Genomic DNA, 22,706 nt, shown 5'->3' with positions numbered 1-22,706 from the left:
GATACCCTATGATTTTAAATTTGAAATATTAATTAAACTGCAGCGAGCCCAACGTATATCCGGCATACACCGGCTTCAGTCCGCCCAGCAGATCCTCCTTTTTCCCCTTACCGCCAATCGCAGCCTGATAAGCTGTAATGATTGTGCGCAGATCGGCGATGCTGTAGGTAGCCCCTTCAATCCGGAAGGTGGAGATTCCTAGTCCCTTCATCTCATCCAGCATCGGTAGATAGCACAGCTCTTTGGAGAACAGCAGGTGGCAGCGGCCGTATTGATCGCGGTAGACCGGATTTTCACCTTTATCCGTTTTGAGCACCAGGACGTTGTTGCTGACAAACAGGTTGTCTTCCTCACCGATCGGCTCCATAACTTCAGTGTTCTCGAACAGATCATGCTCCATATACATCAGCGCCGGCGTGCCGTGTACGACAACTTCAAGTGGCAGATTACAGCGGGAGGTAAAGGCGGCAAAATGCTCTAACGTCATCTCCGGTGAAACGGTCAGCTTTTGCAGGCCCAGTCCGGTATACAGCTCAGCAGCCAGATGATTGTACACATTAAGATTCACATCCCCGATCATCGGATAACCCATATCCTTAAAGCGGCGGATCGCTCCCAGATTCGTAACCAGCAAACCGTCTACCGGCAGGCGTTCTCCGCCCAGCAGCTGGCTGAACTGGTCAAAATGCAGCTCCGTCATCATCCGCGGCATGCCCAGATACAGCTTTGTCTCACCTTTTAGCGTGCCCAGCTCTTTAATATCCTGTTTGGTCAGCGGCAGATCCGGTTCAAACACGTCGCCCGGCAGATACAAATGCTCTACACCAAGCTCCAGCGCCAGCTTCGCCTGTTCCATATTGTTAACGCGCACTGCCAGTTCAGGCGTGTTCACCTGCGCTTTTTTGCCTTCTGCCATCCGTTCACGCAGCTGGATTACCCGGCTCTCCGAAAGCTCACGCTCTGCAGTAGGGGTGCTGAACACTTTTCCCGTACTGTAGAATTTCCCTGTTCCTTCATAACGGCGGTTAATATTCGATAATCCAGGCTTGCCAAAAGCGTACGCTGTAGAAAAGTCACGTTTGCGGTTGTTGTACAGCATTTTGGAATCCACCGTACGGTTAAAGCCGACCGGATCATCAATATAGCGGTCAATCGCCTCGCCATAGCTGTTCGCCAGCATGACCATAAAGTCCTTATCGCGCATCCGGCCTTCAATTTTGAAGGAGGTTATGCCCGATTCAATCAGCTCCGGAAGATGCTCGTACATGAACATATCTTTGACTGCCAGCGGATATTCAGCAGGGAAGACGTAGCCATCCTTCTTGATCCGGTAATCCCAGCGGCAAGGCTTCATGCATTTGCCCCGGTTGCTGCTCATTCCGAACACCTGGGAGCTGAAATAGCAGTTGGCCCCGTGCACCGAGCACATATCACCGTGAATGAAATACTCCAGCTCCATGCCGCTTCTCTGCCCCAGCAGCTTCGCTGTCTGCAGATCCATCTCACGTGAAGTGACTACCCGGCTTACTCCGAGATCGCGCAGCGCATAGATCATTTCAAGATTATGGACATTCATCATGACAGAAGCATGAATTGGTACAGTCAGCCCCATCTCGCGGATCAGCTCCAGCACCGCCATATCCTGTACAATCAGCGCATCCGGCTGAACCTCGTCCAGGAACCGCAGATACTCTCTGGCTTCCTCCACATCCTCTTCACTGAACAGATTGTTGACGGTAACATAGACTTTTTTACCAAGATTGTGGGCCATGACCAGCGCCTGGGCAATCTCCTCATGCGACAGGTTGTAGCCTTTACGCATCATCCGCATATTCAGGACCGGTCGCCAAAATAAACCGCATCACAAGCCGATTGAACGACTTCCTCGAAGATTTCAAAGGTTCCCGCCGGTGCCAATAGTTCAATTTCCCTGCCATTAAAATAACGTGCCATGCTTGTTTCCTCCTAAATATTACAGTACTGCTACTGCAACTCCCATGATGATGAACATTACGACGAACAGAGTATCAGCTGAGCCCCACCTCAGGCGGTGATACCGGGTGCGGGACGCATCCATGCGGAAGCCTCTGGCCTCCATGGAATAGACCAGATCCTGTGCCCGGCGGAAGGCGCTTGTGATTACAGGTACAAGCAGCGATACCAGCATCCGGCCCTTTTCCTTCAGCGGCAGCTCCTTCAGATCCGCCCCCCGGGAGGCCTGTGCCTTCAGGATAATCTGCGATTCATCAAGAATCGTCGGAATGAAGCGCAGCGCAAGCCCGATCATCATCGTCAGCCGGTCAGGCTTCAGCCCAAGCTTCTTGAATGGCGAGAGAATACCCTCCAGCCCCTGATTCAGCTTGCCCGGAGTCGTCGTAAACGTAAGCAGGGAAGTGAAGGTGACCAGGAACAGCATCCGGATTACAGAAAAAGCACCCAGCTGCAGACCGCCCTCATACAGCGAAAAGGAGCCTAAGGTCAGCCAGGCTTCGCCTTCTTTTACCGAGAGCATCTGTACAATAAAAATAAACAGCATCAAAAAACGCAACGGCTTAGCCGATTTAATGTAATATTTGAGCGGGATGCGCGTTGACAGCATCACAGCCACTGAGAATACCGCCAGCAGACCCATGGCTGCCCAGGAATGCGAAAGCAGAATAATGGCGAGGTACAGCAGCATTCCGGTTATTTTGGACCGGGCATCCAGCTTATGTACCCAGGAGCCGGTCTCTATGCTGCGTCCCAGCAGCAGACGTTCATTCATGGCTATCCCTCATTCCTTCAGCCTGCAGAGAAGCGATCCGCTCAGCCAGGCTTTCTGCAGTCAGGCAGGGCTGCTCGCCCTCCAGTCCGAAACGCCGGGCAACCGCATGCCAATACCGGAGCGATTGCGGAACACTCAGACCGCAGCGCTCCAGAATATCCGGGTCTTGCGCAAGCGCGAGGCCGCTCCCCTGAAACATAAGTCCGCCTTCCTTGAGCAGCGCCCAATGATCTGCGTACGGCAGCAGCTCGTCCATCCGGTGGGTTACTATAATAATGGTCCGGCCCTGCTCGCGGCAGAGCCGCTCCAGCAGTCCGATCAGCTCAGCCCGGCTAAGCGGGTCCAGTGTCGCTGTCGGTTCATCCAGAACAATAATCTCCGGATCCATCGCCAGTACGGAAGCAATGGCCGCCTTGCGCATCTGTCCTCCGCTTAAACGGAACGGGTTGCGTTCCAGCAGCGCAAGGTCCAGTCCCATATCGGTCATAGCCTGACGGGCCCGTGCTTTGGCCTCCTCCGGGCTCATTCCGAAATTAAGCGGCCCGAAGATCAGATCCTTCTCGACCGTCTCTTCAAACATCTGCTGCTCCGGGAACTGAAAAACCAGTCCGACCCTGCGGCGCAGCGGCAGCAGCCTAGGCGCTTTTTCACCCGCCTGTATCGTCACATCCAGCACCTGAACCGTCCCCTGGGAAGGCTTCAGAATCCCGTTGAACAGCTGCAGCAGCGTAGACTTGCCGGAGCCGGTTGCCCCGGCGATTCCGACCATGGATCCTTTGGCAATACTGAGATTAATATCATGCAGCGCCGTCTGCCTCCACAGGCTCCGGTCAGCGTAGGTATAGCTTACTTGCTGTAGTTGTATGGCCATAACGTATCTATAAGCTCCTTTTCACTGGCGGGAACATCCGTCCTGATGCCTAAGCGCTGTAATTCACGGGCAAGCTGCCAGGGATAAGGCTCACGCAGATGACATTTGGCAAGCAGCCCCTGATCCCGGAACAGCTCCTCCGGTGTGAGATCTGCCGCCAGGCTGCCCCCGTGAAGGGCGAGCACCCGGTCGGATGCCAGAATCTCATCAGCATCATGCGTAATCATCAGAATGGTATAGCCTTCGTCCCGCATCCCCTGCAGAATAACCAGCAGTTCATTGCGGCTGCCCTCGTCCAACATGGAAGAGGCCTCGTCAAAGATGACGATGCCTGGCTTCATGGCTAGAATGGAGGCAATTGCCACCCGCTGCTTCTGGCCGCCGGACAGCTCACCCGGATGTTTGGACAGCAGATGGCTGATTCCCAGCTTCTCTGTATACAGCTTCAGGCGTTCGTCCATCTCTTCATAGGATAAACACAGTCCTTCCAGACCGAACAGGATATCCTCCTCTACGGTAGCCCCGATAAACTGATTGTCGGGATTCTGAAAAACCATACCGATGCTTCCGCGGATTGATCCGATGGTTTCTTCCTCCAGGGGCTGCCCGCAGACTACAATTTCCCCTGCGCTTTTGGGAAGCAGGGCATTCAGTAGCTTAACGAGCGTTGATTTGCCGCAGCCGTTCGGGCCGACAATGCTTACCCACTGCCCCCGGGGAACCGACAGCGTAATATCATGCAGAATAGGATGCTCCGGATCATAACCGAAGGCCACCCCTTCTAGAGAGATGACTGCCTCTCCCGCTTCATTGTCAATGTTAGTTTCCTTCATGTTCGTCATCCTTCCGCAGCTAGTGGCTCCGTCCGTCCAAAAACTCTTCAAACAGCGAAATCTTTGACAGTGAAGCCACCAGATAACGCACTGCAAAGCCGACCAGAATTCCGGTTACAATCCCGGTAATCAGCAGGATTGGCAGGTAGTACAGAATACTTGCAGAATTAAATACCATGGAGGCAGCAAGCAGCTGTCCTGTATTATGGGCAAGTCCGCCGGCGATGCTGATTCCGATTACACTCAGTCTTTTGCCGGTGAAGCGGACAAGCAGGAACATGACCACAAAGCTGAGCAGGGAGCCGAACAGGCTGAAGAGCAGGCTTGAGAACGTACCGAGCAGGAATGCAGTAAGCAGGGTCTTCAGGATTACCAGTACAAAAGCGTCGCGCCCGCGTAAAAAGTAAATACAAGTCAGAATCATGATGTTGGCAAAGCCCAGCTTGGCGCCGGGCATCAGTCCCATTCCGGCGAGCGGAATCTGGGCTTCCACTATACTAAGCACTACTGCAACGGCTGCAAATATCGCAATAATGACCGTTCTTTTCAGCGCGGTTGCCGATTCTTTACTGGACATAGCCATCGATTTCATCTCCTCCCGAAGTCCCTGCAATCTCTACCAGCACCCGGTGCGGCAGACAGACGATGGTCTGTTTGGGCTGGGTAATCCGGCCGAAGCCGAGACATACCTGATCGGGGCAATCCGCTTCATACATTTCAATTCCGTAGTCATGCACTTTTAAAAGGTTATAGCCCCGTTCTGTGCGGATTTCGATACTCTGTTCTTCCTTTGTAAGCTGCACAGTTTTAAACAGCTTGCCGTCCACTGTTATATTGGCCACGAGATTCTTGCCCGGCCCGCCTTTATCATCGCCCAGCCATCTTGGCACGAGAAAGGCAAGCGCAGCAATCAGCACGATGGAAATAAGCAGCACATCTGCGCGTTTCATAGAATTCTCCTTATTTTTTAATTAAAAACCAGACTTCATAATTATAACGGTCTGCCCTTAATCCTTCAATGAATGTAGTCGTTAATTGTCGGTTTTACAGAGCTGTTTCACAAAATAGGCACGCAAGCAGAAGCGGACACCCCCATAATCTGGATGGTATCCGCTTTCTCCTGAAAAGCATGGGTCCGGGAACACAGGCGCTGTGCTTGCTATCCTGTACACCCCGGATATTCCCGTTCGTCCTTGTGTATATTTTTGCCGAAGTAGGCCAGGAATAATCCGGCGAACTGCGGATCCCACTGGCTGCCCCGCCCCTTCTCCAGAATAGCCAGCGCCTGCTCATGGTCCATGCCCTTGCGGTAAGGCCGGTCCGAGGTCATCGCATCATAGGCATCCGCCACTGCAATAATCCTGCCGTGCAGCGGAATGTCCATACCGCCCAGACCGTCGGGATATCCCTTCCCGTCGTAACGCTCATGGTGTGAGCGCACGCCGCCCAGGTACGGAGCCATTTTCTCCACCGGCTCAATCTGGCGCAGTATATTTTCCCCGAGCACCGGATGGCTCTTAATTTGATCGAACTCCTCGTCCGTCAGATTGCCTTCCTTGAACAGGACGTTATCGGGTACGCCAATTTTGCCGATGTCATGCAGCAGCGCCGACTTGCGCAGATCGTCCAGGCTTTGACCGGTCAGACCGGCCAGTTGTCCGATAATAACCGAGTATTCCGCCACCCTCAGCGAGTGGCCTGCAGTATAAGAGTCCCGGGCATCCAGAGCAACGGCGAGCGTCGTAAAATAGCTGTCCAGCAGCTGCCGGCTCTGCTGCTCACGGTCCTGCAGTCCGCGCACCATCATATTAAATCCGGCGACCAGCTTGGAGAATTCATCGGAATATTCATCCTGCACCTGCAGGAGGCGTCCGTCTTTGATATTGTTCATGGCCTTATACAGCTCGTTAATCGGATGCTGCACACTGTTGGTCAGGAGGAGGGCTGCCACTGAGGAGAACAGGGTGCCGATCAGCAGCACCATTCCTGCCCAGACCCAGTAATTCTGGACTCCGACCAGCAGGCCGGTTCCGGTATTGTTCATGCGTATATGGGTCGCCATAATAAAAAGAAACAGCGGGAACGTGCCTATCAGCATACAGCTGATCAGGAATTTCGGGCGGATGGGCACAAAGACATGACCCTCCAGCGAAAAATCAACATTGTGCAGCTCCATTGCCCGGTTTCTGAACTCCTTGATCAGCGGGATGATAGCTGAACAGGTCAGATAAAATTCAATCAATGCATGCATGCTGGCCACAAGTACGGCTCCGACAACGGCCATTACCAGGTAAACATAGGGTATAGTAAGCAGACCGGTGTGAATCATCCAGAAGGTCATCAGGGCCGCCGGCAGCGATAACCCCAGAAGATGCGGGCCGAGAATGCGCATAACCGCATGTCTGGGCAGCTGGTGGGTGTGCAGATAGGCCGCCTCCAGCACATCCAGTGCAGGCTCCGGGTCGAGCAGGGCTGTCCGGATCGGCTTGATCTGCCTTAAGAATACACTGATTTCCGTAACTGCCATTATAATAAATGAGAGCAGCAGTACAATCAGCAGCCTGCCGTATTCCACAATGCTGATCTCCAGAGAAGTAAGCAGGATCAGGCTGCCTACCGCCATAACCGCAACGACGGAGCCGAATAAATAATTGCTAATCTGCTTTTTTAAAAATGCCCCGTATATATTCATTAGCTCTCCCATCCCCGGTCTTACCCAGCTACTACTTATGTTTGCAATTGTATATATTTCGTGATATAATATAGGAATATTTGTTTAGGTGTATATGTATCCCCTTCAAGAAGATGTCAGGCCGATTGTTTTACTTCTTTTTAATATCGGCAATCCGGACACAAAATCTTACGTTTTCTTGCATGACTCTTCCTTTTTATGAGATTAAATTCGAACATAGTATTCCGATTCACACTGGCGCGGCCACGGAGCCGCAAGGACAAGAGAGAGGTAGGGCTCTTGTCGTTTTGGAAGGATTATTCTCGCCATACGGCTGCTGGAAATAACAAGGAACTTTTGACACCCGTTACGCTCACTGACGGCGGGGGATGAATATACCTATAAGACATGGTTTAGCTGCTTATACGTTGCAGGAAGCAGGCCATGTGTGGAACATATTAGTGCCCGGTAACCGCGCCAAGCGGATACCGGGCACGTCTACTTTTCAGGGGATTTTTCCGGAATCAATGTACATACCGCTGCACAAAGCCGCTTACCCTGGCGATATACCCCGTCTTATCCGTATCGTAAGCCAGACCATGTCCCGCCCCGTGCACGATCAGCTTTTCTTTCGGCGCACTGCAGGCCTGGTACAGCTCCTCCATCATGTAAAAGGGTACGAATCTGTCCGCATCTCCATGAATGAACAGAATCGGCACCTTGGCCTTACGCACCTGCCTGAGCGCGGAGGCATCCCCGAAGAAGTAGCCTGCTTTGATTCGGGTAACCAGGCTGGCACACTGCACGAACGGAAAGCCCGGGAGGCGGTACATCCGCCGGAGCTGATAGGACAGCTGCGCCTTCACCGAGCTGTAACCGCAGTCTTCCACGATGGCCTTGACCTGCACCGGAAGCTCTTCTCCCGAAGTCATCAGCACCGTCGCCCCGCCCATGGATACCCCATGCAGCACAATCCGGGCCTCTGGTCCGGTCTCTTCCAGGATATAAGTAATCCATTTCACCATATCCCGGCGTTCCGGCCAGCCGAATCCGATATAATGGCCTTCGCTTTGACCGTGCCCCCTCGCATCCGGCAGCAGTACATTATAGCCCAGACGCTCGTAATACATTTTGGCAACTGCCCCCATGTCCTTTCCCTTTCCGGAATAACCATGGGCGATGATGGCCGTACGGCCTTCTGCCCGTTCAGAAGGAAGAAAATAACCCTTAAGCTGCAGGCCGTCATCTGAAACCAGCTGGACCTCCCGGAAATGCTGGCGGCAACCCACTCGGCTCCCTCACCCCAGGAGGCCCCGGCAACAGGCGGATCGAGCTTCAGATCCGGACTGGTGGCCAAAAACTCCTTAGGTGCACGGTGGATTGCCACCCCGTAGAAAAAAAAGCCGGCATACAGCAGCGCGGCGGCTGCAATGATAATGATTGCTGCTATGATGATCATCCACATCTGTATTGCCTCCTTACAATAAGCATCTGCTTGTTAGCCGCCCGGCCCATGCTCTAATATCCTATGGCTGCTAATGTCTGCAAAGTATAGCATGCCATACAGGCATTTGCGAAAAGCAGCATAAAAAAGGCTGCCCGGAGCTATACCCCTTCCGGCAGCAGCCTTTAAGCCTTCCTGGCGGAACTCCTAGTTCATCCGCCAGGCTTTACTGTTTCTAGCTTTTGCGTTTGCCGGTTCTGGTTCTGCTTAGCAGCAGCCCCAAAGCGGCCAGCGTCAGACCTGTAATGTAATACGGAGCAGGGCTCGATTCCCCGGTCTGCGGCAATGTAGCGGCTGCCGCTGCTGTAGTGCCGGGATCTGTGACACCACCCAGCGGAATTTCATCATCAAGAATAATTTCATCATCCGGTCCCGGCCCGGCTGTCGGACTTGGCACCGGTGTTGCCTGCGGTACTGTCACTCCAGCTGCGGCTGCCGTTGCGCTTGCGCCTGGACCAAGCGGAACAGGATTATCGTCGATGGCCAGCTCGTCATCTGTCACTATCGTTCCAATGACCGTCGGACCGGCCGGGGTTAACGGCGTTCCGCCCGGAATAGCGACTACACTCGTCGGCAGGGCCGTTGCCGGTACTGTTGGAGCAGGCGTTACACCGCTTGTTGGTGCTGCTGTAGAGGTGTCTGAAGTCGGTGTTGCTGCCGGCGGTTCAGTAGCCGGAGTACCTGAGGTCGGTGTCGGCGTAGCCGCAGTTGTCGGTACCGGCGTCGGCGTGCTTGTCGGTGCTGCCGTCGGTGTCGATGTTGGTGCTGTTGTCGGCTCCGGTGTCGCTGTGCTTGTCGGAACCGGCGTTGGCGTTGCTGTCGGTGTTACCGGGGTTCCGTTGTCACGGCCGGTATATGGCTTATGGTGGAATTCCCCGCTTCCTTCCAGGGAAGCACCGATCATACTGCCGTTGATTTGCCCGTTATTAAAGGTAATCGCTGCATTTGGTGCCAGCACGGTTCCCATTACACCGATACTCTCCAGCCGCAGAGCCGTTGCCTGCGGGAAGTTATAGAGCACTTTATTCTGGCTTACGCCAGTCAGCCCGTTTCCGTTCTTGAACGTGACCGAAGTCCCGTCAATATTAACGATAGCGGTAGATCCCTCCGGTGCAGTAATCCGCAGCTCATTGGCGGCAGTCAGCGTGCTTCCTGAAACCGAGAACACATTCAGCACAGGATCAGTACCGGTCAATTTAATATTTCCATAGTTATCCTCAGTCTTCCCGTTCACCGTCAAAGCTGCAAGCTCCTGGGATTTAGCGCGGAGCAAGGCAAACTCCGAGACAAAGTTAATAACGTTCGTTTCTTTCCGCAGGGTTCCTGTCCCGCCCCGCGGTTTACCTGAACCTGTATAAGTGCCGCCGTACACGGCGTTACCGTTAACTTCCCCCATCTCATAGCTCAGATTGCCGCCGGCCACCAGCGAGTCCATTTCTGAGATTTCTGCTGCACTCAGGCTGTGGCCTACCGAATATCCGCCCTGTGTAAGGGTAATATTGCCGCCTGCAGCCATTCTGCCTTCAGAATCACTATGGTAGCCTTTGAGATCACCAAGGACAAACACGTTATATTTACCCGCAACGCCCGGAAGGGGGGTGCTGTCGGCTCTCACTTCACCCTGACCGGCCGAAGCCAGCCAGCCGCCGACCAGCAGGACTGCAGACATAGCCAGTGCAAAAGATAATTTCAATACAGATTTACGTTTCATTAATAATCCCCCCGCAAGATGCGATATAAACCTTGGTTATAGCAGCACCTTCACCTGAAAAATAAAAAAGCCGCCAGGAAGACAAGCTCCATGGCGGCCGGACGATCGTAGCCCTCTCTCAAAGGCTGTAGACTCCTGACTTTGCGTCCCGCACTTTCGCGCGGTTTGCGATTATACATGAGAAGGTATGTAATTGGTAATAGAGACAATAGTCTATGACATTTGTTACTTTAGAACTAAACTCAGTGTATTCCCTGATCCTCTGTATTGTCAATCTATTCCTTATAATATTTTGCCAATAACATTGGGATTATTTAATAAAAGAGCCTGTACGGCGGATTATATGCAGAAGAGCCCTATAATTCTATCTATTCTCCAACTAATTCTCTCTTATACTCAGGAATACCCGTATTCATTCACTTAAAATTATTGTATTTAAAATATTTTCCTTCTAGCAGTTTTGAACTACTAATTATTGAAATTATTATATTCCCGGTTCAAGGAAAAAAGACTCCCCGCGGATCACTCCGCAGACAGTCTTCGTTCTTGGCACGGGTTTAATATTATAACAGCTGCAGCCAGCCGATCATTGACATCCAGAGCGGAATACTTAAAAACAGGCCGAACACCAGACCGCGGCGGAGACTTCCTTCGTGATTCATCATCATTCTCCTTTTTAAACTGCATTATTCTTATCTTTAGTATTTCAAATTCAATATAAAACAATTCTAAATATTTTATTGTGAAAAATATCACATTATTACCGGAATTTAAAAATATTATGCAGCAAACAAAAAGGCCTTGCCATGGGAGTTGGCAAGACCTGCAGGGTACCATATAACACTGGGGGGTGTCTGGTATATTCACTATAAAGGATCTACCTGAAAATAAGCTGATAGCAAGCTAAAAATTACATTAAAATGGTCCAGCAGCCCAAAGTACTGATCACTACGACCAGCGCAACAGGATAAAGAATTTTCCGGCTCACCTTATCTCTGAAGGCAAAAAACAGACAAAGCATACAAAGCCACGCAATTAGGAGACTGCCCATTTCCTATGCATTCGCTCCTTCCTGACCTCTGATCTATATTAAGAAGATACCCGCAGGGCACCCCATACATACCAATTTATACGGCAAAAATTTTTCTCCTATATATAGAAGAAAAGCGCGGCAACCGGTAAAATCCGGAACACCGCGCGGCATCAATTGTTGTAGTTCCAGCCTGTGCTTGCATAAGTACGGTCTCTCGCTCCCTTACTAATATAAAGCAAACTGCTGATTTGTCAAATGGAACAGCTTCCCGGAGACTCTCAGATACAGAGCTCAGCACCTTCTGCTGCAAAAACAAAACGCAGCATCGGACTGAACAGCGGCTGCAGTACAGACATATGCCCTTCGCCCTGGAATTCCTTATAGGACAGCCGGCTGAGCCCGCTGCCATTATATGGGACCAGCCGCTCATGGAAGGCCCTGGCATTCTCCAGCATACCGGTTTCCTCCGAGCCGATGCCGATCATCAGCGAGCAGGCAAGCTCCCCGCTGCGCAGCTTGTCCTCCAGCTCCGGCAGCATATCGAACAGCACCCTGCCCTTCCACCAGAGGGACGGGCTGCCTGCGATATAAGAGCTGAACAGCCGGCTGCGGCGGATCAGCGTATACAGGGCGAAGAAGCCGCCCAGCGAATGCCCGAACAGCGCCGCCCGGGAATGATCGACACTGTACCTGCGCCCGATCAGCGGCATCAGCTCCAGCTCCATAAAATCAAGAAAGGCATCTGCCCCGCCGTTCACCGGCCAGGGTGAGCCGTCCGGGCGCAGACCCTGCTGTACATCCGGCACTGTAAGATCCCGGAAGCGCCGCTCGGCCACAAACGGCCCGTCTGCCGGATAACCGATGGAAATTACCATACCGGACGGAAGCCCACGCGGATGCCGGGTCTGCAGCCGCATCGCATCGTTCAGGGAAGCGAAATAGGCATTGCCGTCGACGGTGTACAGCACCGGGTAACCCTCCGGCGGCGGGGGCTTTAACGGGATATGGACAAAGATCCGGTAAGTCAAGCCGTTATACAGGGAGGTCATGTCCCACACCTCGGTTCCCGGCAGCATGCAGGCGCTGACCGGTGACATCAGCTCAGGCTCCATCCCGGCCCGCTGCGCCCCCGCCTCCTGTCCGTCAGCCGCCCCGTACAGCCACTGTAGCGCCTCGGGAAACTGCGCTGACATAGAGGCAAGGTCATGGGCAGCCCCGTCGGCAATCGAGAGCCGCAGCCGCTGCTCATCGGCCAGCTGCCCCCTCAGTTTGCGGTACAGCTGCAATGTGCTGGGCACGGCATGCCGCTGGATATTCTGCTTATACACGCCCTCACGGTTGCCTACAGAGAAATACAGCCTCTGCCCCCGGTCAGGCAGCGGGTTAGCTTCTGTGTAGCTAAGCATCCCTTCATACCATATGGAAGGTGACAGCATCCCGAACCTCCCGAAGGCATCGGGCCGGCGGTAAGCGGCCAGCAGCGTCACCAGCCCGCCCAGCGAATAGCCGATCAGCCCGGTGTTGTCCGGTTCCGGGGCCGTCCTCAGGACAGAATCGATGTAAGGCTTGATACCATCGGCGATTTCATCGAGATAGGCAGACCCGCGGCCGCCGAAGGCCTGCCTGCCTTCTGTTGCAGCAGACTCCGGCCAGGGTGTATAATCATCATTTCGGGAAGAGGTGCTGATCCCGACGACGATCAGCTCGGCCAGCAGCCCCTCCCGGAACAGCCTGTACATATAATTTAAGGTATTCATCATTAAGGTTGCGCCGTCATGCAGATATACTGCAGGATAACGCTTTTGGGATAACGCATAGGAAGGGGGCAGGAACACCGTCAGCCGGCGCCCCTGCCAGTCCAGCTCTTCCACTTCAAACATCGGGCCTTCATCCTCTCATCCTTTATCTCTGGCGGTTTCTTTCGTTATTATGAAAGCTTTTAATTACTTGTACCATAGACGGAGGCCGGAACAGGCATGGATTTTTGGATGCCGGGTACGTAATGCCTCTTTTCGGCACGGCTCAGACTATATTAAAAATTAGAATAAAATTTTAAGAGAACAGATTGCAGGCGGGGCCTGGCCTGACCGTTTCTGAAGGGCTTTCAGAGGGCCGCAAAGGGCTTTCTGATCTATTGACTTTCCAACATATAGTGTTTAATATGATTGAAGTCACCTAAATGTAGTGTATATAGTAGTTAAACTCATATACCTAGCGGAACACCCGAGTACAATTAGCGAAGTATAAATAGAACCATTGTTATAGGAGGTTAGAGCGACTATGCTGATTGCTTACGATTCCAAAACCGGCAATGTCAGACGTTTTATCAACAAGCTGAAGCTGCCTGCTGTACAAATCGAAGAGCATATGACGATCGACGAGCCTTATGTGCTTGTTACATACACCACCGGATTTGGACAGATCCCAGAGAAGGTGTCCTCTTTTTTGGAGAGGAACCATTCCAGGCTGAAGGGCATTGCCGCCAGCGGCAACAAAAATTGGGGTGAGTTGTACGCCCACAGCGCAGACCTGATTGCAGAACGCTATAATGTGCCGGTAGTCGGCAAATTCGAGCTGTCAGGAACATTTGGCGATGTGGAGCGAATTAAACAGGAGGTGAACCGGGTTGCGGCATATTGAATTGAATAACATGTTGATGAAGAGAGACGAGACCGGATTTTTCCAGCTCGATAAAGACCAGGAGGCCGTAGCGGAGTTCATGCGTGATGTGGAGCGCCGCAGCCTGACTTTTACAAGCACCAAAGCCAAGATTGATTATATGATTGCCAATGACTATTACGAGGATCTGTATGACCGTTACAGCGCAGCTGAGATGGAGGATGTCTACCGGATCGCCCATGAATATGATTTCCGTTTTCCTTCCTATATGGCGGCCTCCAAGTTCTATACAGACTATGCCGTCAAAACCAATGACCGCAAGCAGTACCTCGAGCATTATCCGGACCGTGTAGCAGTAGTAGCATTGCACCTGGGACGCGGAAACGTTGAGACTGCCCGCACTTTGGCACGTTCGATGATGGAGCAGCGCCTGCAGCCGGCCACACCAACCTTCCTCAATGCCGGTAAAAGCCGCCGCGGTGAGATGGTTTCCTGCTTCCTGCTCGAGATGGATGACTCGCTCAACTCCATCAACTATGTGCTGAACACCTGCATGCAGCTGTCCAAAATCGGCGGCGGCGTTGCTGTAAATCTGTCCAAGCTGCGTTCGCGCGGTGAGACGATCAAAGGCGTTGAGGATGCAGCCAAAGGCATCATGCCTGTCCTGAAGCTGATGGAAGACGGGTTCTCCTATGCTGACCAGATGGGCCAGCGCAAGGGCTCCGGTGCGGCTTACTATAATATTTTCGGCTGGGACGTGCTTGAATTCCTCGACAGCAAAAAGATCAATGCCGACGAACGGACACGCCTGAAGACGTTGTCCATCGGTCTGATTGTGCCGAACCGCTTCTACAAGCTGGCACAGGATAATCAGCCGCTGTATGTGTTTGCACCTTATACGGTTTTCCAGGCCTACGGCACTCATCTGGATGACATGGATCTCGACGAAATGTACGACACCCTGCTCGCTGATCCGCGTGTGAAGAAAAAGGTTGCCATGAGCGCACGCGACATGCTGACCAAAATTGCCATGATCCAGCTCGAATCGGGCTATCCCTATATTATGAACAAGAGCAATGCCAATAACGCTCATGCCCTGAAGAACGTCGGCCAGGTCAAAATGTCCAACCTGTGCACCGAGATTTTCCAGCTTCAGGAGACTTCCGAGATTAACGACTACGGCCAGGAGGATGCGATCCGCCGCGATATCAGCTGCAACCTGGCTTCCCTGAACATTGTGAACGTGATGCAGCACGGCAAAATCCGTGAATCCGTCCATGAGGGCATGCTCGCCTTGACCGCAGTCAGCGACATGACCACCGTTTCCAACGCTCCGGGCGTAGCCAAAGCGAACAAGGAGATGCACTCCGTCGGCCTTGGCGTCATGAACCTGCACGGTTACCTGGCCAAGAACAAGATCGCTTATGAAAGCGAGCAGGCCCGCGATTTTGCCCGCACATTCTTCATGACGATGAACTACCACTCGATTGAAAAGAGTATGGAAATCGCCGCCGAAACCGGCGAGACGTTCTACGGCTTCGCAGAGTCCGATTATGCGACGGGTGTTTATTTTGACCGTTACGTGTCTACCAATTATCAGCCGGTTACGGCAAGAGTGCAGGAGCTATTCGCAGGCATCTACATTCCTACTCAGGAGGACTGGAAGCAGCTGCGTGAGGCTGTTATGAAAAACGGCCTGTATCATGCCTACCGTCTCGCGATTGCGCCGACTGCGAGCATTTCGTACATCCAGAATGCCACATCCAGCGTAATGCCGATTGTGGAGCAGATCGAGACCCGTACCTATGCCAACTCGACCACCTATTATCCGATGCCTTATCTGCAGCCGGACAATGTGTTCTACTATAAATCCGCTTATCAGATGGACCAGTTCAAGGTGATTGATCTGATTGCGGAAATCCAGCCCCATATCGACCAGGGGATCTCGACCGTCCTGCACGTGAACAGTGATGTAACGACCCGTGAGCTGGCCCGCTGCTACCTGTATGCGGCACACAAAGGCCTGAAGTCGCTGTATTACACACGCACCAAAAAGCTGTCCGTCGAGGAATGCCTGACCTGCTCGATTTAAAGGGCCGTACGGCTACAGAAAGGGAGATTAGACCATTATGAGCGCAATTCAAGCCGTGAACTGGAACCGTCCCGACGACGACTTCTCGCTGATGTTCTGGAACCAGAATATTATGCAGTTCTGGACCGACGACGAAATTCCATTATCCGATGACAAAATGTCCTGGCTGACGCTGAGCGACACCGAAAAGGACTCTTATATGAAGGTGCTGGGCGGGCTCACCCTGCTCGACACCGTGCAAGGCGGCGTAGGGATGCCGCAGATCATGGAGCATGTGGATGGCCTGCAGCGCAAGGCGGTGCTCGGCTTCATGGGGATGATGGAGCAGATTCATGCGAAGTCCTACAGCAGTATTTTTACGACGCTGGCTTCCACTGAGGAGATCGACGGGATCTTCCGCTGGGTGGAGGACAACACGTTCCTGCAGTTCAAGGCCCAGACCATCTCTGAATATTACAAAAAAATCGAAACCCCCAAGGATCTCTATCTGGCAATGGCGGCTTCCGTCCTGCTGGAGAGCTACCTGTTCTACAGCGGGTTCTTCTACCCGCTCTACCTGGCCGGCCAGGGCAAAATGACCTGCAGCGGCGAGATCATCGACCTGATCCTGCGCGACGAGAGCATCCACGGCGTTTACGTCGGTGTGCTGGCTCAGGAGATTTTCGAGGAGCTGTCCGAGGACGACCAGCGTGACGTGTACCAGACACTCGTAGGCCTTCTGCGCCTGCTGCATGCGAACGAGGAACAGTACACCGAGCAGATCTACGCGCCAATCGGGCTTGTCGAGGAAGTTAAGGCCTTCCTGCGCTACAACGCCAACAAGGCAATGATGAACCTGGGTCACGATCCGCTGTTCGACGAGGAAGAGATCAACCCGATCGTCCAGAACGGGATCAGTACCCACACCAAGCAGCATGACTTTTTCTCCAAAAAAGGCAACGGCTACGTCCGTGCGCTGAACGTGGAGCCGCTGCGTGATGAGGACTTTAGTTTCTAAGCATAGAAAAAGGGGCGTTATCGCCCCCCTTTTAAAACCGCCGGGGTTTCCCGGCGGTTTTATTTTATTTTTCAACAAAAACAGCTGCTCTACTAATTCATGCTCATGTATTGATTTAAAACTTTTCTCTAAATCCAATCGTTGAAATCCAAGACTGGATGTGAACTAATGATTCAGGCAGACATTCAAGCCGAAGCATATGCTTCTTTGAAGGTCGGGCATAAAAGATTTGATATGAAAGATATACCAAGTGCTTGTCATCGGTCACTCTTACACGATATTGGAATCCTTTGTCCTTCAAGAAATTGCGCATTGTATTATTCACATAACCTCTAACGAAGCGGATGAGATTGGGAGTTAAAATAAAGGGTTATATTTTCAAGCGTTGCATATGCGTACAGCATATTTGAGGAATATCATACGGGGGAAGTAAGGCTTGCCGCCAGTTTCATTCAGCACTGGGTAGGGTAAAAAGAAAGACCTTGAGAACGCCCCAAGGTCTTTCTTTGCTTCATAAATTAGGATTGATACAAATACCCTTCATTTCTAATTAAGTTGTATTCTTGGATTAGACGACTCATACCTTCTATCCTACTTTCTTCAAAGCCTGCCTTCTTTAACGTAACAATAATGTTATAGATAACTCTTTTCCATTCGAATCCAAATGATTGTATTGAAATATTGACACTTCCACTATCTCTCAAAATGTGTTCAGTGCTTTCATTTATAACTCCCCATTCAGCACTTATCCCCAGTTGCCCTGAAATCCATTTAAAATGCCATATATGGGCAAAAGTATTTGAAACCCAATGAACATCTTTGCTGCCAAATTCTTTAATTCTTAATGCTTCTAGTACATCCAAAATATCATCAATCATTAAACATAAGTCATATTTATAACTAAGAAATAGAGGAATATTATTCCAAAAGATAATAGCAGACTCTGTTAAAAGTGGGAATGAGTTTTCTACAGCATCCGATAAAGTTTCAGCTTCAAAACTGACATTGTCTGAATTTTTTGGACAACTTGCTTGTATGAAAAATGACATTACAATCCTCCTTATGGTGCAGGATATCCATGAAAAGTCCCTGTGCCATTATTTCTAAGCCACATTTTCGTAGCGGGTACTGTAGTTCCGTCAGGCATATGAACAACTGAAGTCGAACCAGGAGGAAGATCAAACCACGCAGCTTGGCCCTTCTCTAAGGTACTGGCCTTCGTTGCAGCATATTCCAAATCGGCTTTACTCCATTGACCTTGTGGTGTCGGAGCCCTCCCATTAATGCTCATTTTGGCTGTTGCAGGACCCTCTTTCCAATTTACACCATGTTTTCCGGAACCAAGATACTTCGCTTCAGGACGAAGACATCCATCTGTATTATGCACCCAAATACCCAAATCGGTTACATAATACGTATGGAAGTCAGCAACAGTAAAGTTATATACCGTCACCTTCTCATCCAGTTTAATGAACTCAACCTTATCAATCGTAAGGTTGATTCCATTAGCTTTTTGGAGTTTATCCCCCACTTGAAGTTCATCCGCGAAGACCCACCCTTTGCCTTCAACCCAAAACGGGTGGTTATCTGTTGTCTCAATAACTTGCTCCCCAACATGCAACTTAATAATATCATCACGTTGGTTGCGATATAAAGCCGTTACTTCTTTGTATGCCAACTCACCATTAGCATCATATTCAGACTTAGCAAGGACCTTGTCACCTACCTCAATTTCTTCGATAGGTTTCTCCCCTTCGTTAGTTAGAAACTTGATTCAGGGACTAAAGAAGGTGGCAACTGTATCAGCTACCACCATTGTATCATTAGCTTGCCGCCCGTTCAGGTAAAGCGGTAAGACGGTATTCGGTTTTGTTCTTTATCATGCTGTAAAGGATATTCACTAGCTTACGCATAATGCAGATGATTGCTTGCTTCTTCTTTTTGCCTTCGTTGAGCCGCTTTTCATAGTAAGCATGGAATAAAGGATTGAGCGGCTTCTTGGACGTTCTAGCGGTCTGAACTTGTCTGACTGCTAATCCCCATAGAATCTTGTTCAACGCTCGGTTTCCTTGCCTTTGGTTGCGGTCTTTGCCCCTGCCGCCGCTACTCATTTGGCTTGGCGTTAGCCCTGCATACTTGGCTAGCTTGTCAGCGTTCTTAAATCGGGTAATGTCCCCGATTTCTGCCACGATAGCCGAAGCGGTAACGTCATCAATGCCCGTGAACGTGTTCAGCTTGAAGTTTAGCTTCTGCTTGATGTCTCGGATGTGATTCTCCACATCGCTCATTTCACGATGAACATCACGTATTTGGTTCACATGGCTTCGAACTAGGAAATCTCGATGCTCCTGACCGTTCCGCTTCGTGTTCCCGTCAGTCTGAACGCCTTCTAGGATGAGAGTTGCTTTCTTGGTAGAGCAGACGTTATTGCTGTTCTTCCGAAGGAACATCGTTAGGTCTTCTAGCGTGACCCCCTCAAGCAAATACGGGGAAGGATACTCATGCCAAAAGGCTAGAGCCGTTCTTCCGTCCACTTCGGAGAAAAACTTGCTGTAACTTGGATAGTTGTAGCTTAACTGCGTATGAAGCTGATTCTTGAGCATGACAAGCGTATCCCGTAAGCTATACCGCCGCATGACTAGCTGTTTGAGAATCCAATAATCGTCTTGTGGGTGGGCGTTCGGCAATCTGTCCAGTTCATCCAGTAACAGCTTGGCGATGTTCTCTGCATCCCAACTATCATGCTTCTCCGTCATGGCATAGCTTTTACGTTTCCAGTTGGAAAGGGCGGCATTGACCTCTTTGACAAGGAAATGATTCTCGACTAGATAAACGGCTAATGACCTTCCATAGCCGCCCACATCCTCAAGCCCAAATACAACCGTCATGTCTTCCTGCACATGCTTCTTGACCTTGCTTACCACCGCAGGGAAAGCCGATGGCTTGTTTTCAAACTCAATGACCTCTAGCAACTCGTTCCAACAGTTGATGACAACAGCGGTATGCGTCCGCTTATGTAAATCAACGCCGACATAAATAAACTGTTCCTTGCGATGTCTCATGGTGAGTATCCCCCTTGGCCGCTTATAGCGATTAGGGAAAAAGAATAGCCGCATCGTCTGTTTAGTATTCTCCCGAAGGGATACATTGAAGGGTAAGCGTGTCCATTCTTCCTCTTTAATCGCTATAAGATGGCTTGATGTAGTCCTGTTGCGGTAATGCCGCCATACTGATACTGACCTTCGTAAAGTGCTTTACGGTCAAGTATCCGTTTGACTTGTACTTTCGTGAACTGCTTGCCTTGTTGTGTCGTAAAGCCTTCTTGGTTCAGTTGAAATGCGATTTCCGATAAAGACCAATTCGAGTTCTGTTCCCGTATGTCAAAGAGCCGCTTTACTGCTTGGGCTTGCTTGTCGTTGACTTCAATTGCCTTCTGTCCTTTTCGGGCTTTGTAGCCAAATGCCGCCCGACCTCCTGCGTAACCGCCCTGTTGGGCTTTCTTGTTGCGCCCCCTGCCTAGCTTGAGGGCGATTTCTAGCCTTTGGTACTGGTCAAGTAATTCCATCAGACCATTAATGAGGAAATCGCTTGGGTCTTTCTTGTGGATGGAATAAGTCGGCTGTTCGATGCTTTTTACATCGACTCCGTACTTCTTGAACTCCCGATGAACCAAGACTTTCACGATGTCAGACTGCCATAAACGGCTTGTATTGAGGACAACAACAGCGTCATAGTCTCGGGTGGCAAGGGCGGCTAACATGCTCTGAAAGCCAATTCTGTCCACCTCAAGCGCATCCTCATCCACCTTCGCTCCACTGATACCTTCATCCGTAAAGATGTCCTGCAAGTTCCAACCTTGCTCCTGACAATAAGAGCGGATTTCATCCTGTTGGTACGCTAAACTGTAACCATCTTTGGCTTGTCCGCTTGTTGAAACTCGAACGTAACCGATGACATTCATGCTGTTTCCTCCCCTCCGTTACGATAATCAGAATTTATGTAACGGTATTCCGTATCATCTCTCTATTATAGAACGGTACACCGTTGCAGACAATAGTTTTTCAGTGATATGATGGAGGAAATCACAATTTTGTAACGGTATAGCGTTACTTGGAGGTTTACCATGCCCGTCCGTTTACGCCTAAGAGAAATCCTAGAGGAGCGGGGTATCAGTCAACGTGAACTTGCACGAAGGATGAATATCCGTTCTAGCACCGTTAGTCACCTTTGTTCCGACAAGGTTAATGCGGCTTACTTTGATACATTGGAGCAAATTTGCAAGACGCTCGATATCCCGCTTCATGAACTGATTGTTTTGGAAGATGAGTAGAACTAAGCAACTGGGACTGGGACTTTACTAATCAAGCCGCCCAGTATGGCACAAGGAATAGTGATGGCTTCCACCCACTGTTCTTCCGCAAGTCGGTCGAAGTCCAATGTCGGTCGTTGCCGCATCTGCTCCACGATTTTCCTACGGTAATAAGCCGTCACTTCCTGCTGTTCCAGCTCGCCGCGCATCAACCCATGCACCCTTTGTTGCAGTTTCGGCTTCAGTAGTTCAAGCGAAATAGCTTGAGCGCAAAGGTAAAGCCTGTTGAAAAGCGGCGGATGCTGAACCAACACACTCATTGGGATTTTTTCATCCGGCTTATACACGATTTCAAACCTCGATAATTCGCCTTCAATAATCAGCCCACGCTTTTGTAACAGTTCTAACCTCTTGTCATACACTCGGCAATATCCTGCTACTTGCCGTTGATGTCGCTTGTTGGAGTAAAACGTTCCCTTTCTTTTCTTCATGTTCCGCCCAGTTAACGAAAGAACGAACAATTCAGATAAAGGCAGGGGGATGTCAAATGCCACTTCGGAACGAACATGAAGAATGTCCGTTGCGTTATCTCCAATCATTGAAATCCAAGACTGGAAATGAACTAATGATTCGGGCGGGCATTCTAGCCGAAGTGTATGTTTCTTTGAAGGGCGAGCATAAAAGAGTTGATACGAAAGATATGCCCAGTGCTTGCCCTCTCTTACACTTACACGATACTTGAATCCTTTGTCCTTCAAGTAATATGAGGCATTGTAGTATTCACATAGCCTCTGACGAAGAGGATTGAAGAATGTCCAGTACACATTCGTAAAGTCCACTACTATGCGGTCAATTGAAACCTTCACACCTTCCATGTTCAGCCCCCACCGAAATTTTTTAACGAATTTCCGTCTATAATTAGAGGGCAAGGTGGCTAGCCTTCACGTTGCCTTACCTGTATATGTCAACTGCTCGTCAGCAGATTCCTTTCATTCGATGTAACAATCGCTGTAAAGGTCAGTTCAGTTGCAAAGAGAATCAAAATTACTTCATGTTTGCCGCCCTCACTATAAATTGTCGTGTAATCCTTCCTAGAAGATACGGTATCTGACCCTTTCGCCCTCTCTATCGGGACAGGGTATTATACAGTTGCGGCTCATATTAGAAAAAACGCAAGAAAGCGAGGATAACTAAAAACAGGTTAATCATGGTGGCATCTGACCATAATCAACCTAATAAATGAAACGGAATAGTGCTATTTAGGTAATAAAATTCAAGCATTTCTGTGCGTACAGGCATATT

At 50.6% G+C, this 22,706-nt stretch carries 18 protein-coding genes, 1 pseudogene and 1 riboswitch; of the genes and pseudogenes, 4 read left to right on the top strand and 15 right to left on the bottom strand.

Features of this window, described 5'->3' with window-relative positions; all coding sequences use genetic code 11:
• Positions 1-28: 28 nt before the first annotated feature.
• From AWJ19_RS11250 to AWJ19_RS34025, 10 genes and pseudogenes are all read right to left on the bottom strand, one after another.
• Positions 29-1,953 (bottom strand): annotated as a pseudogene (locus AWJ19_RS11250) (U32 family peptidase).
• A gap of 19 nt (positions 1,954-1,972) precedes the next feature.
• Positions 1,973-2,764 carry an energy-coupling factor transporter transmembrane component T gene (locus tag AWJ19_RS11245; RefSeq protein WP_068723750.1) on the bottom strand — a complete coding sequence of 264 codons (792 nt, stop codon included), beginning with the start codon at positions 2,762-2,764 and terminating at the stop codon, positions 1,973-1,975.
• The gene (locus AWJ19_RS11240) at positions 2,757-3,635 is read right to left on the bottom strand and encodes an energy-coupling factor transporter ATPase (protein ID WP_068723748.1); all 879 of its coding nucleotides are present in this window, start codon (positions 3,633-3,635) and stop codon (positions 2,757-2,759) included. The genes AWJ19_RS11245 and AWJ19_RS11240 overlap by 8 nt, the downstream gene beginning before the upstream one ends.
• Complete coding sequence (locus AWJ19_RS11235; RefSeq protein ID WP_068723746.1) at positions 3,611-4,468, bottom strand: ATP-binding cassette domain-containing protein; 858 nt, start codon at positions 4,466-4,468, stop codon at positions 3,611-3,613. Before AWJ19_RS11235 ends, AWJ19_RS11240 begins: the two co-directional genes overlap by 25 nt.
• Before the next feature lie 19 nt (positions 4,469-4,487).
• The gene (locus AWJ19_RS11230) at positions 4,488-5,051 is read right to left on the bottom strand and encodes a Gx transporter family protein (RefSeq protein ID WP_068723745.1); all 564 of its coding nucleotides are present in this window, start codon (positions 5,049-5,051) and stop codon (positions 4,488-4,490) included.
• Positions 5,035-5,418: a NusG domain II-containing protein gene (locus AWJ19_RS11225; RefSeq protein WP_068723743.1), complete on the bottom strand. Its 384-nt coding sequence runs from the start codon at positions 5,416-5,418 to the stop codon at positions 5,035-5,037. Before AWJ19_RS11225 ends, AWJ19_RS11230 begins: the two co-directional genes overlap by 17 nt.
• A 209-nt stretch (positions 5,419-5,627) precedes the next feature.
• Positions 5,628-7,160, bottom strand: a complete 1,533-nt coding sequence (locus AWJ19_RS11220) for an HD-GYP domain-containing protein (RefSeq protein WP_068723741.1) — start codon at positions 7,158-7,160, stop codon at positions 5,628-5,630.
• A gap of 503 nt (positions 7,161-7,663) precedes the next feature.
• Positions 7,664-8,428: an alpha/beta hydrolase gene (locus tag AWJ19_RS11215; RefSeq protein ID WP_241781693.1), complete on the bottom strand. Its 765-nt coding sequence runs from the start codon at positions 8,426-8,428 to the stop codon at positions 7,664-7,666.
• Between the two features lie 390 nt (positions 8,429-8,818).
• On the bottom strand, positions 8,819-10,354 hold the full coding sequence (locus AWJ19_RS11210; protein ID WP_068723740.1) for a choice-of-anchor A family protein: 1,536 nt from the start codon (positions 10,352-10,354) through the stop codon (positions 8,819-8,821).
• An 89-nt stretch (positions 10,355-10,443) separates the two neighbouring features.
• Positions 10,444-10,534: riboswitch (cyclic di-GMP riboswitch) on the bottom strand.
• A 1,131-nt stretch (positions 10,535-11,665) separates the two neighbouring features.
• Positions 11,666-13,267, bottom strand: a complete 1,602-nt coding sequence (locus AWJ19_RS34025) for an alpha/beta hydrolase-fold protein (protein WP_082707830.1) — start codon at positions 13,265-13,267, stop codon at positions 11,666-11,668.
• A 400-nt stretch (positions 13,268-13,667) separates the two neighbouring features.
• Between AWJ19_RS34025 and nrdI the strand changes: the two genes are divergently transcribed.
• Genes nrdI through nrdF form a run of 3 tightly spaced genes read left to right on the top strand, consistent with a single transcriptional unit; the run spans position 13,668 to position 17,095 of the window.
• Entirely contained in the window at positions 13,668-14,027 is a 360-nt protein-coding gene (gene nrdI, locus AWJ19_RS11200) for a class Ib ribonucleoside-diphosphate reductase assembly flavoprotein NrdI (protein ID WP_068723738.1), read from the top strand.
• Positions 14,014-16,098, top strand: a complete 2,085-nt coding sequence (gene nrdE / locus AWJ19_RS11195) for a class 1b ribonucleoside-diphosphate reductase subunit alpha (RefSeq protein ID WP_068723736.1) — start codon at positions 14,014-14,016, stop codon at positions 16,096-16,098. The genes nrdI and nrdE overlap by 14 nt, the downstream gene beginning before the upstream one ends.
• A 37-nt stretch (positions 16,099-16,135) precedes the next feature.
• Positions 16,136-17,095 carry a class 1b ribonucleoside-diphosphate reductase subunit beta gene (nrdF, locus tag AWJ19_RS11190; RefSeq protein WP_068723735.1) on the top strand — a complete coding sequence of 320 codons (960 nt, stop codon included), beginning with the start codon at positions 16,136-16,138 and terminating at the stop codon, positions 17,093-17,095.
• 518 nt (positions 17,096-17,613) lie between these two features.
• Here nrdF and AWJ19_RS11185 read toward each other — a convergent pair.
• From AWJ19_RS11185 to AWJ19_RS11170, 4 genes are all read right to left on the bottom strand, one after another.
• Positions 17,614-18,144 (bottom strand): hypothetical protein, encoded by a 531-nt coding sequence (locus tag AWJ19_RS11185; protein ID WP_068723733.1) that lies wholly within the window; start codon positions 18,142-18,144, stop codon positions 17,614-17,616.
• Between the two features lie 11 nt (positions 18,145-18,155).
• Positions 18,156-18,869, bottom strand: coding sequence for a polymorphic toxin-type HINT domain-containing protein (locus AWJ19_RS36480; protein ID WP_082707829.1), 714 nt, complete (start codon positions 18,867-18,869; stop codon positions 18,156-18,158).
• A gap of 49 nt (positions 18,870-18,918) precedes the next feature.
• On the bottom strand, positions 18,919-20,157 hold the full coding sequence (locus tag AWJ19_RS11175; protein ID WP_068723730.1) for an IS110 family transposase: 1,239 nt from the start codon (positions 20,155-20,157) through the stop codon (positions 18,919-18,921).
• Between the two features lie 122 nt (positions 20,158-20,279).
• The gene (locus AWJ19_RS11170; RefSeq protein WP_068723728.1) at positions 20,280-21,056 is read right to left on the bottom strand and encodes a recombinase family protein; all 777 of its coding nucleotides are present in this window, start codon (positions 21,054-21,056) and stop codon (positions 20,280-20,282) included.
• Positions 21,057-21,218: 162 nt separating this feature from the next.
• On the opposite strand from AWJ19_RS11170, the gene AWJ19_RS11165 reads away from it, so the two are divergent.
• Complete coding sequence (locus AWJ19_RS11165; RefSeq protein ID WP_068723726.1) at positions 21,219-21,425, top strand: helix-turn-helix transcriptional regulator; 207 nt, start codon at positions 21,219-21,221, stop codon at positions 21,423-21,425.
• A 2-nt stretch (positions 21,426-21,427) separates the two neighbouring features.
• On the opposite strand, the gene AWJ19_RS11160 is transcribed toward AWJ19_RS11165, so the two are convergent.
• Positions 21,428-22,279: a hypothetical protein gene (locus AWJ19_RS11160; protein ID WP_068723724.1), complete on the bottom strand. Its 852-nt coding sequence runs from the start codon at positions 22,277-22,279 to the stop codon at positions 21,428-21,430.
• Positions 22,280-22,706 lie beyond the last annotated feature (427 nt).

The sequence above is a fragment of the Paenibacillus sp. DMB5 genome (assembly GCF_001517085.1).
Lineage (GTDB): Bacteria > Bacillota > Bacilli > Paenibacillales > Paenibacillaceae > Paenibacillus_AQ.
Note: the sequence above shows the minus strand (reverse complement) of the source record. Positions and strands in the feature narration are given on the sequence as shown.

Excerpts from the sequence above, each read along its gene's own strand:
- nrdF (WP_068723735.1), top strand. The coding sequence starts at position 16,136 with ATGAGCGCAATTCAAGCCGTGAACTGGAACCGTCCCGACGACGACTTC.
- AWJ19_RS11230 (WP_068723745.1), bottom strand. The coding sequence starts at position 5,051 with ATGGCTATGTCCAGTAAAGAATCGGCAACCGCGCTGAAAAGAACGGTC.
- AWJ19_RS11165 (WP_068723726.1), top strand. The coding sequence starts at position 21,219 with ATGCCCGTCCGTTTACGCCTAAGAGAAATCCTAGAGGAGCGGGGTATC.
- AWJ19_RS11245 (WP_068723750.1), bottom strand. The coding sequence starts at position 2,764 with ATGAATGAACGTCTGCTGCTGGGACGCAGCATAGAGACCGGCTCCTGG.
- AWJ19_RS11170 (WP_068723728.1), bottom strand. The coding sequence starts at position 21,056 with ATGAATGTCATCGGTTACGTTCGAGTTTCAACAAGCGGACAAGCCAAA.
- AWJ19_RS34025 (WP_082707830.1), bottom strand. The coding sequence starts at position 13,267 with ATGTTTGAAGTGGAAGAGCTGGACTGGCAGGGGCGCCGGCTGACGGTG.
- AWJ19_RS11220 (WP_068723741.1), bottom strand. The coding sequence starts at position 7,160 with ATGAATATATACGGGGCATTTTTAAAAAAGCAGATTAGCAATTATTTA.
- AWJ19_RS11210 (WP_068723740.1), bottom strand. The coding sequence starts at position 10,354 with ATGAAACGTAAATCTGTATTGAAATTATCTTTTGCACTGGCTATGTCT.
- AWJ19_RS11225 (WP_068723743.1), bottom strand. The coding sequence starts at position 5,418 with ATGAAACGCGCAGATGTGCTGCTTATTTCCATCGTGCTGATTGCTGCG.
- AWJ19_RS11185 (WP_068723733.1), bottom strand. The coding sequence starts at position 18,144 with ATGTCATTTTTCATACAAGCAAGTTGTCCAAAAAATTCAGACAATGTC.
- AWJ19_RS11240 (WP_068723748.1), bottom strand. The coding sequence starts at position 3,635 with ATGGCCATACAACTACAGCAAGTAAGCTATACCTACGCTGACCGGAGC.
- AWJ19_RS11235 (WP_068723746.1), bottom strand. The coding sequence starts at position 4,468 with ATGAAGGAAACTAACATTGACAATGAAGCGGGAGAGGCAGTCATCTCT.
- AWJ19_RS11175 (WP_068723730.1), bottom strand. The coding sequence starts at position 20,157 with ATGAGACATCGCAAGGAACAGTTTATTTATGTCGGCGTTGATTTACAT.
- nrdI (WP_068723738.1), top strand. The coding sequence starts at position 13,668 with ATGCTGATTGCTTACGATTCCAAAACCGGCAATGTCAGACGTTTTATC.
- AWJ19_RS11160 (WP_068723724.1), bottom strand. The coding sequence starts at position 22,279 with ATGGAAGGTGTGAAGGTTTCAATTGACCGCATAGTAGTGGACTTTACG.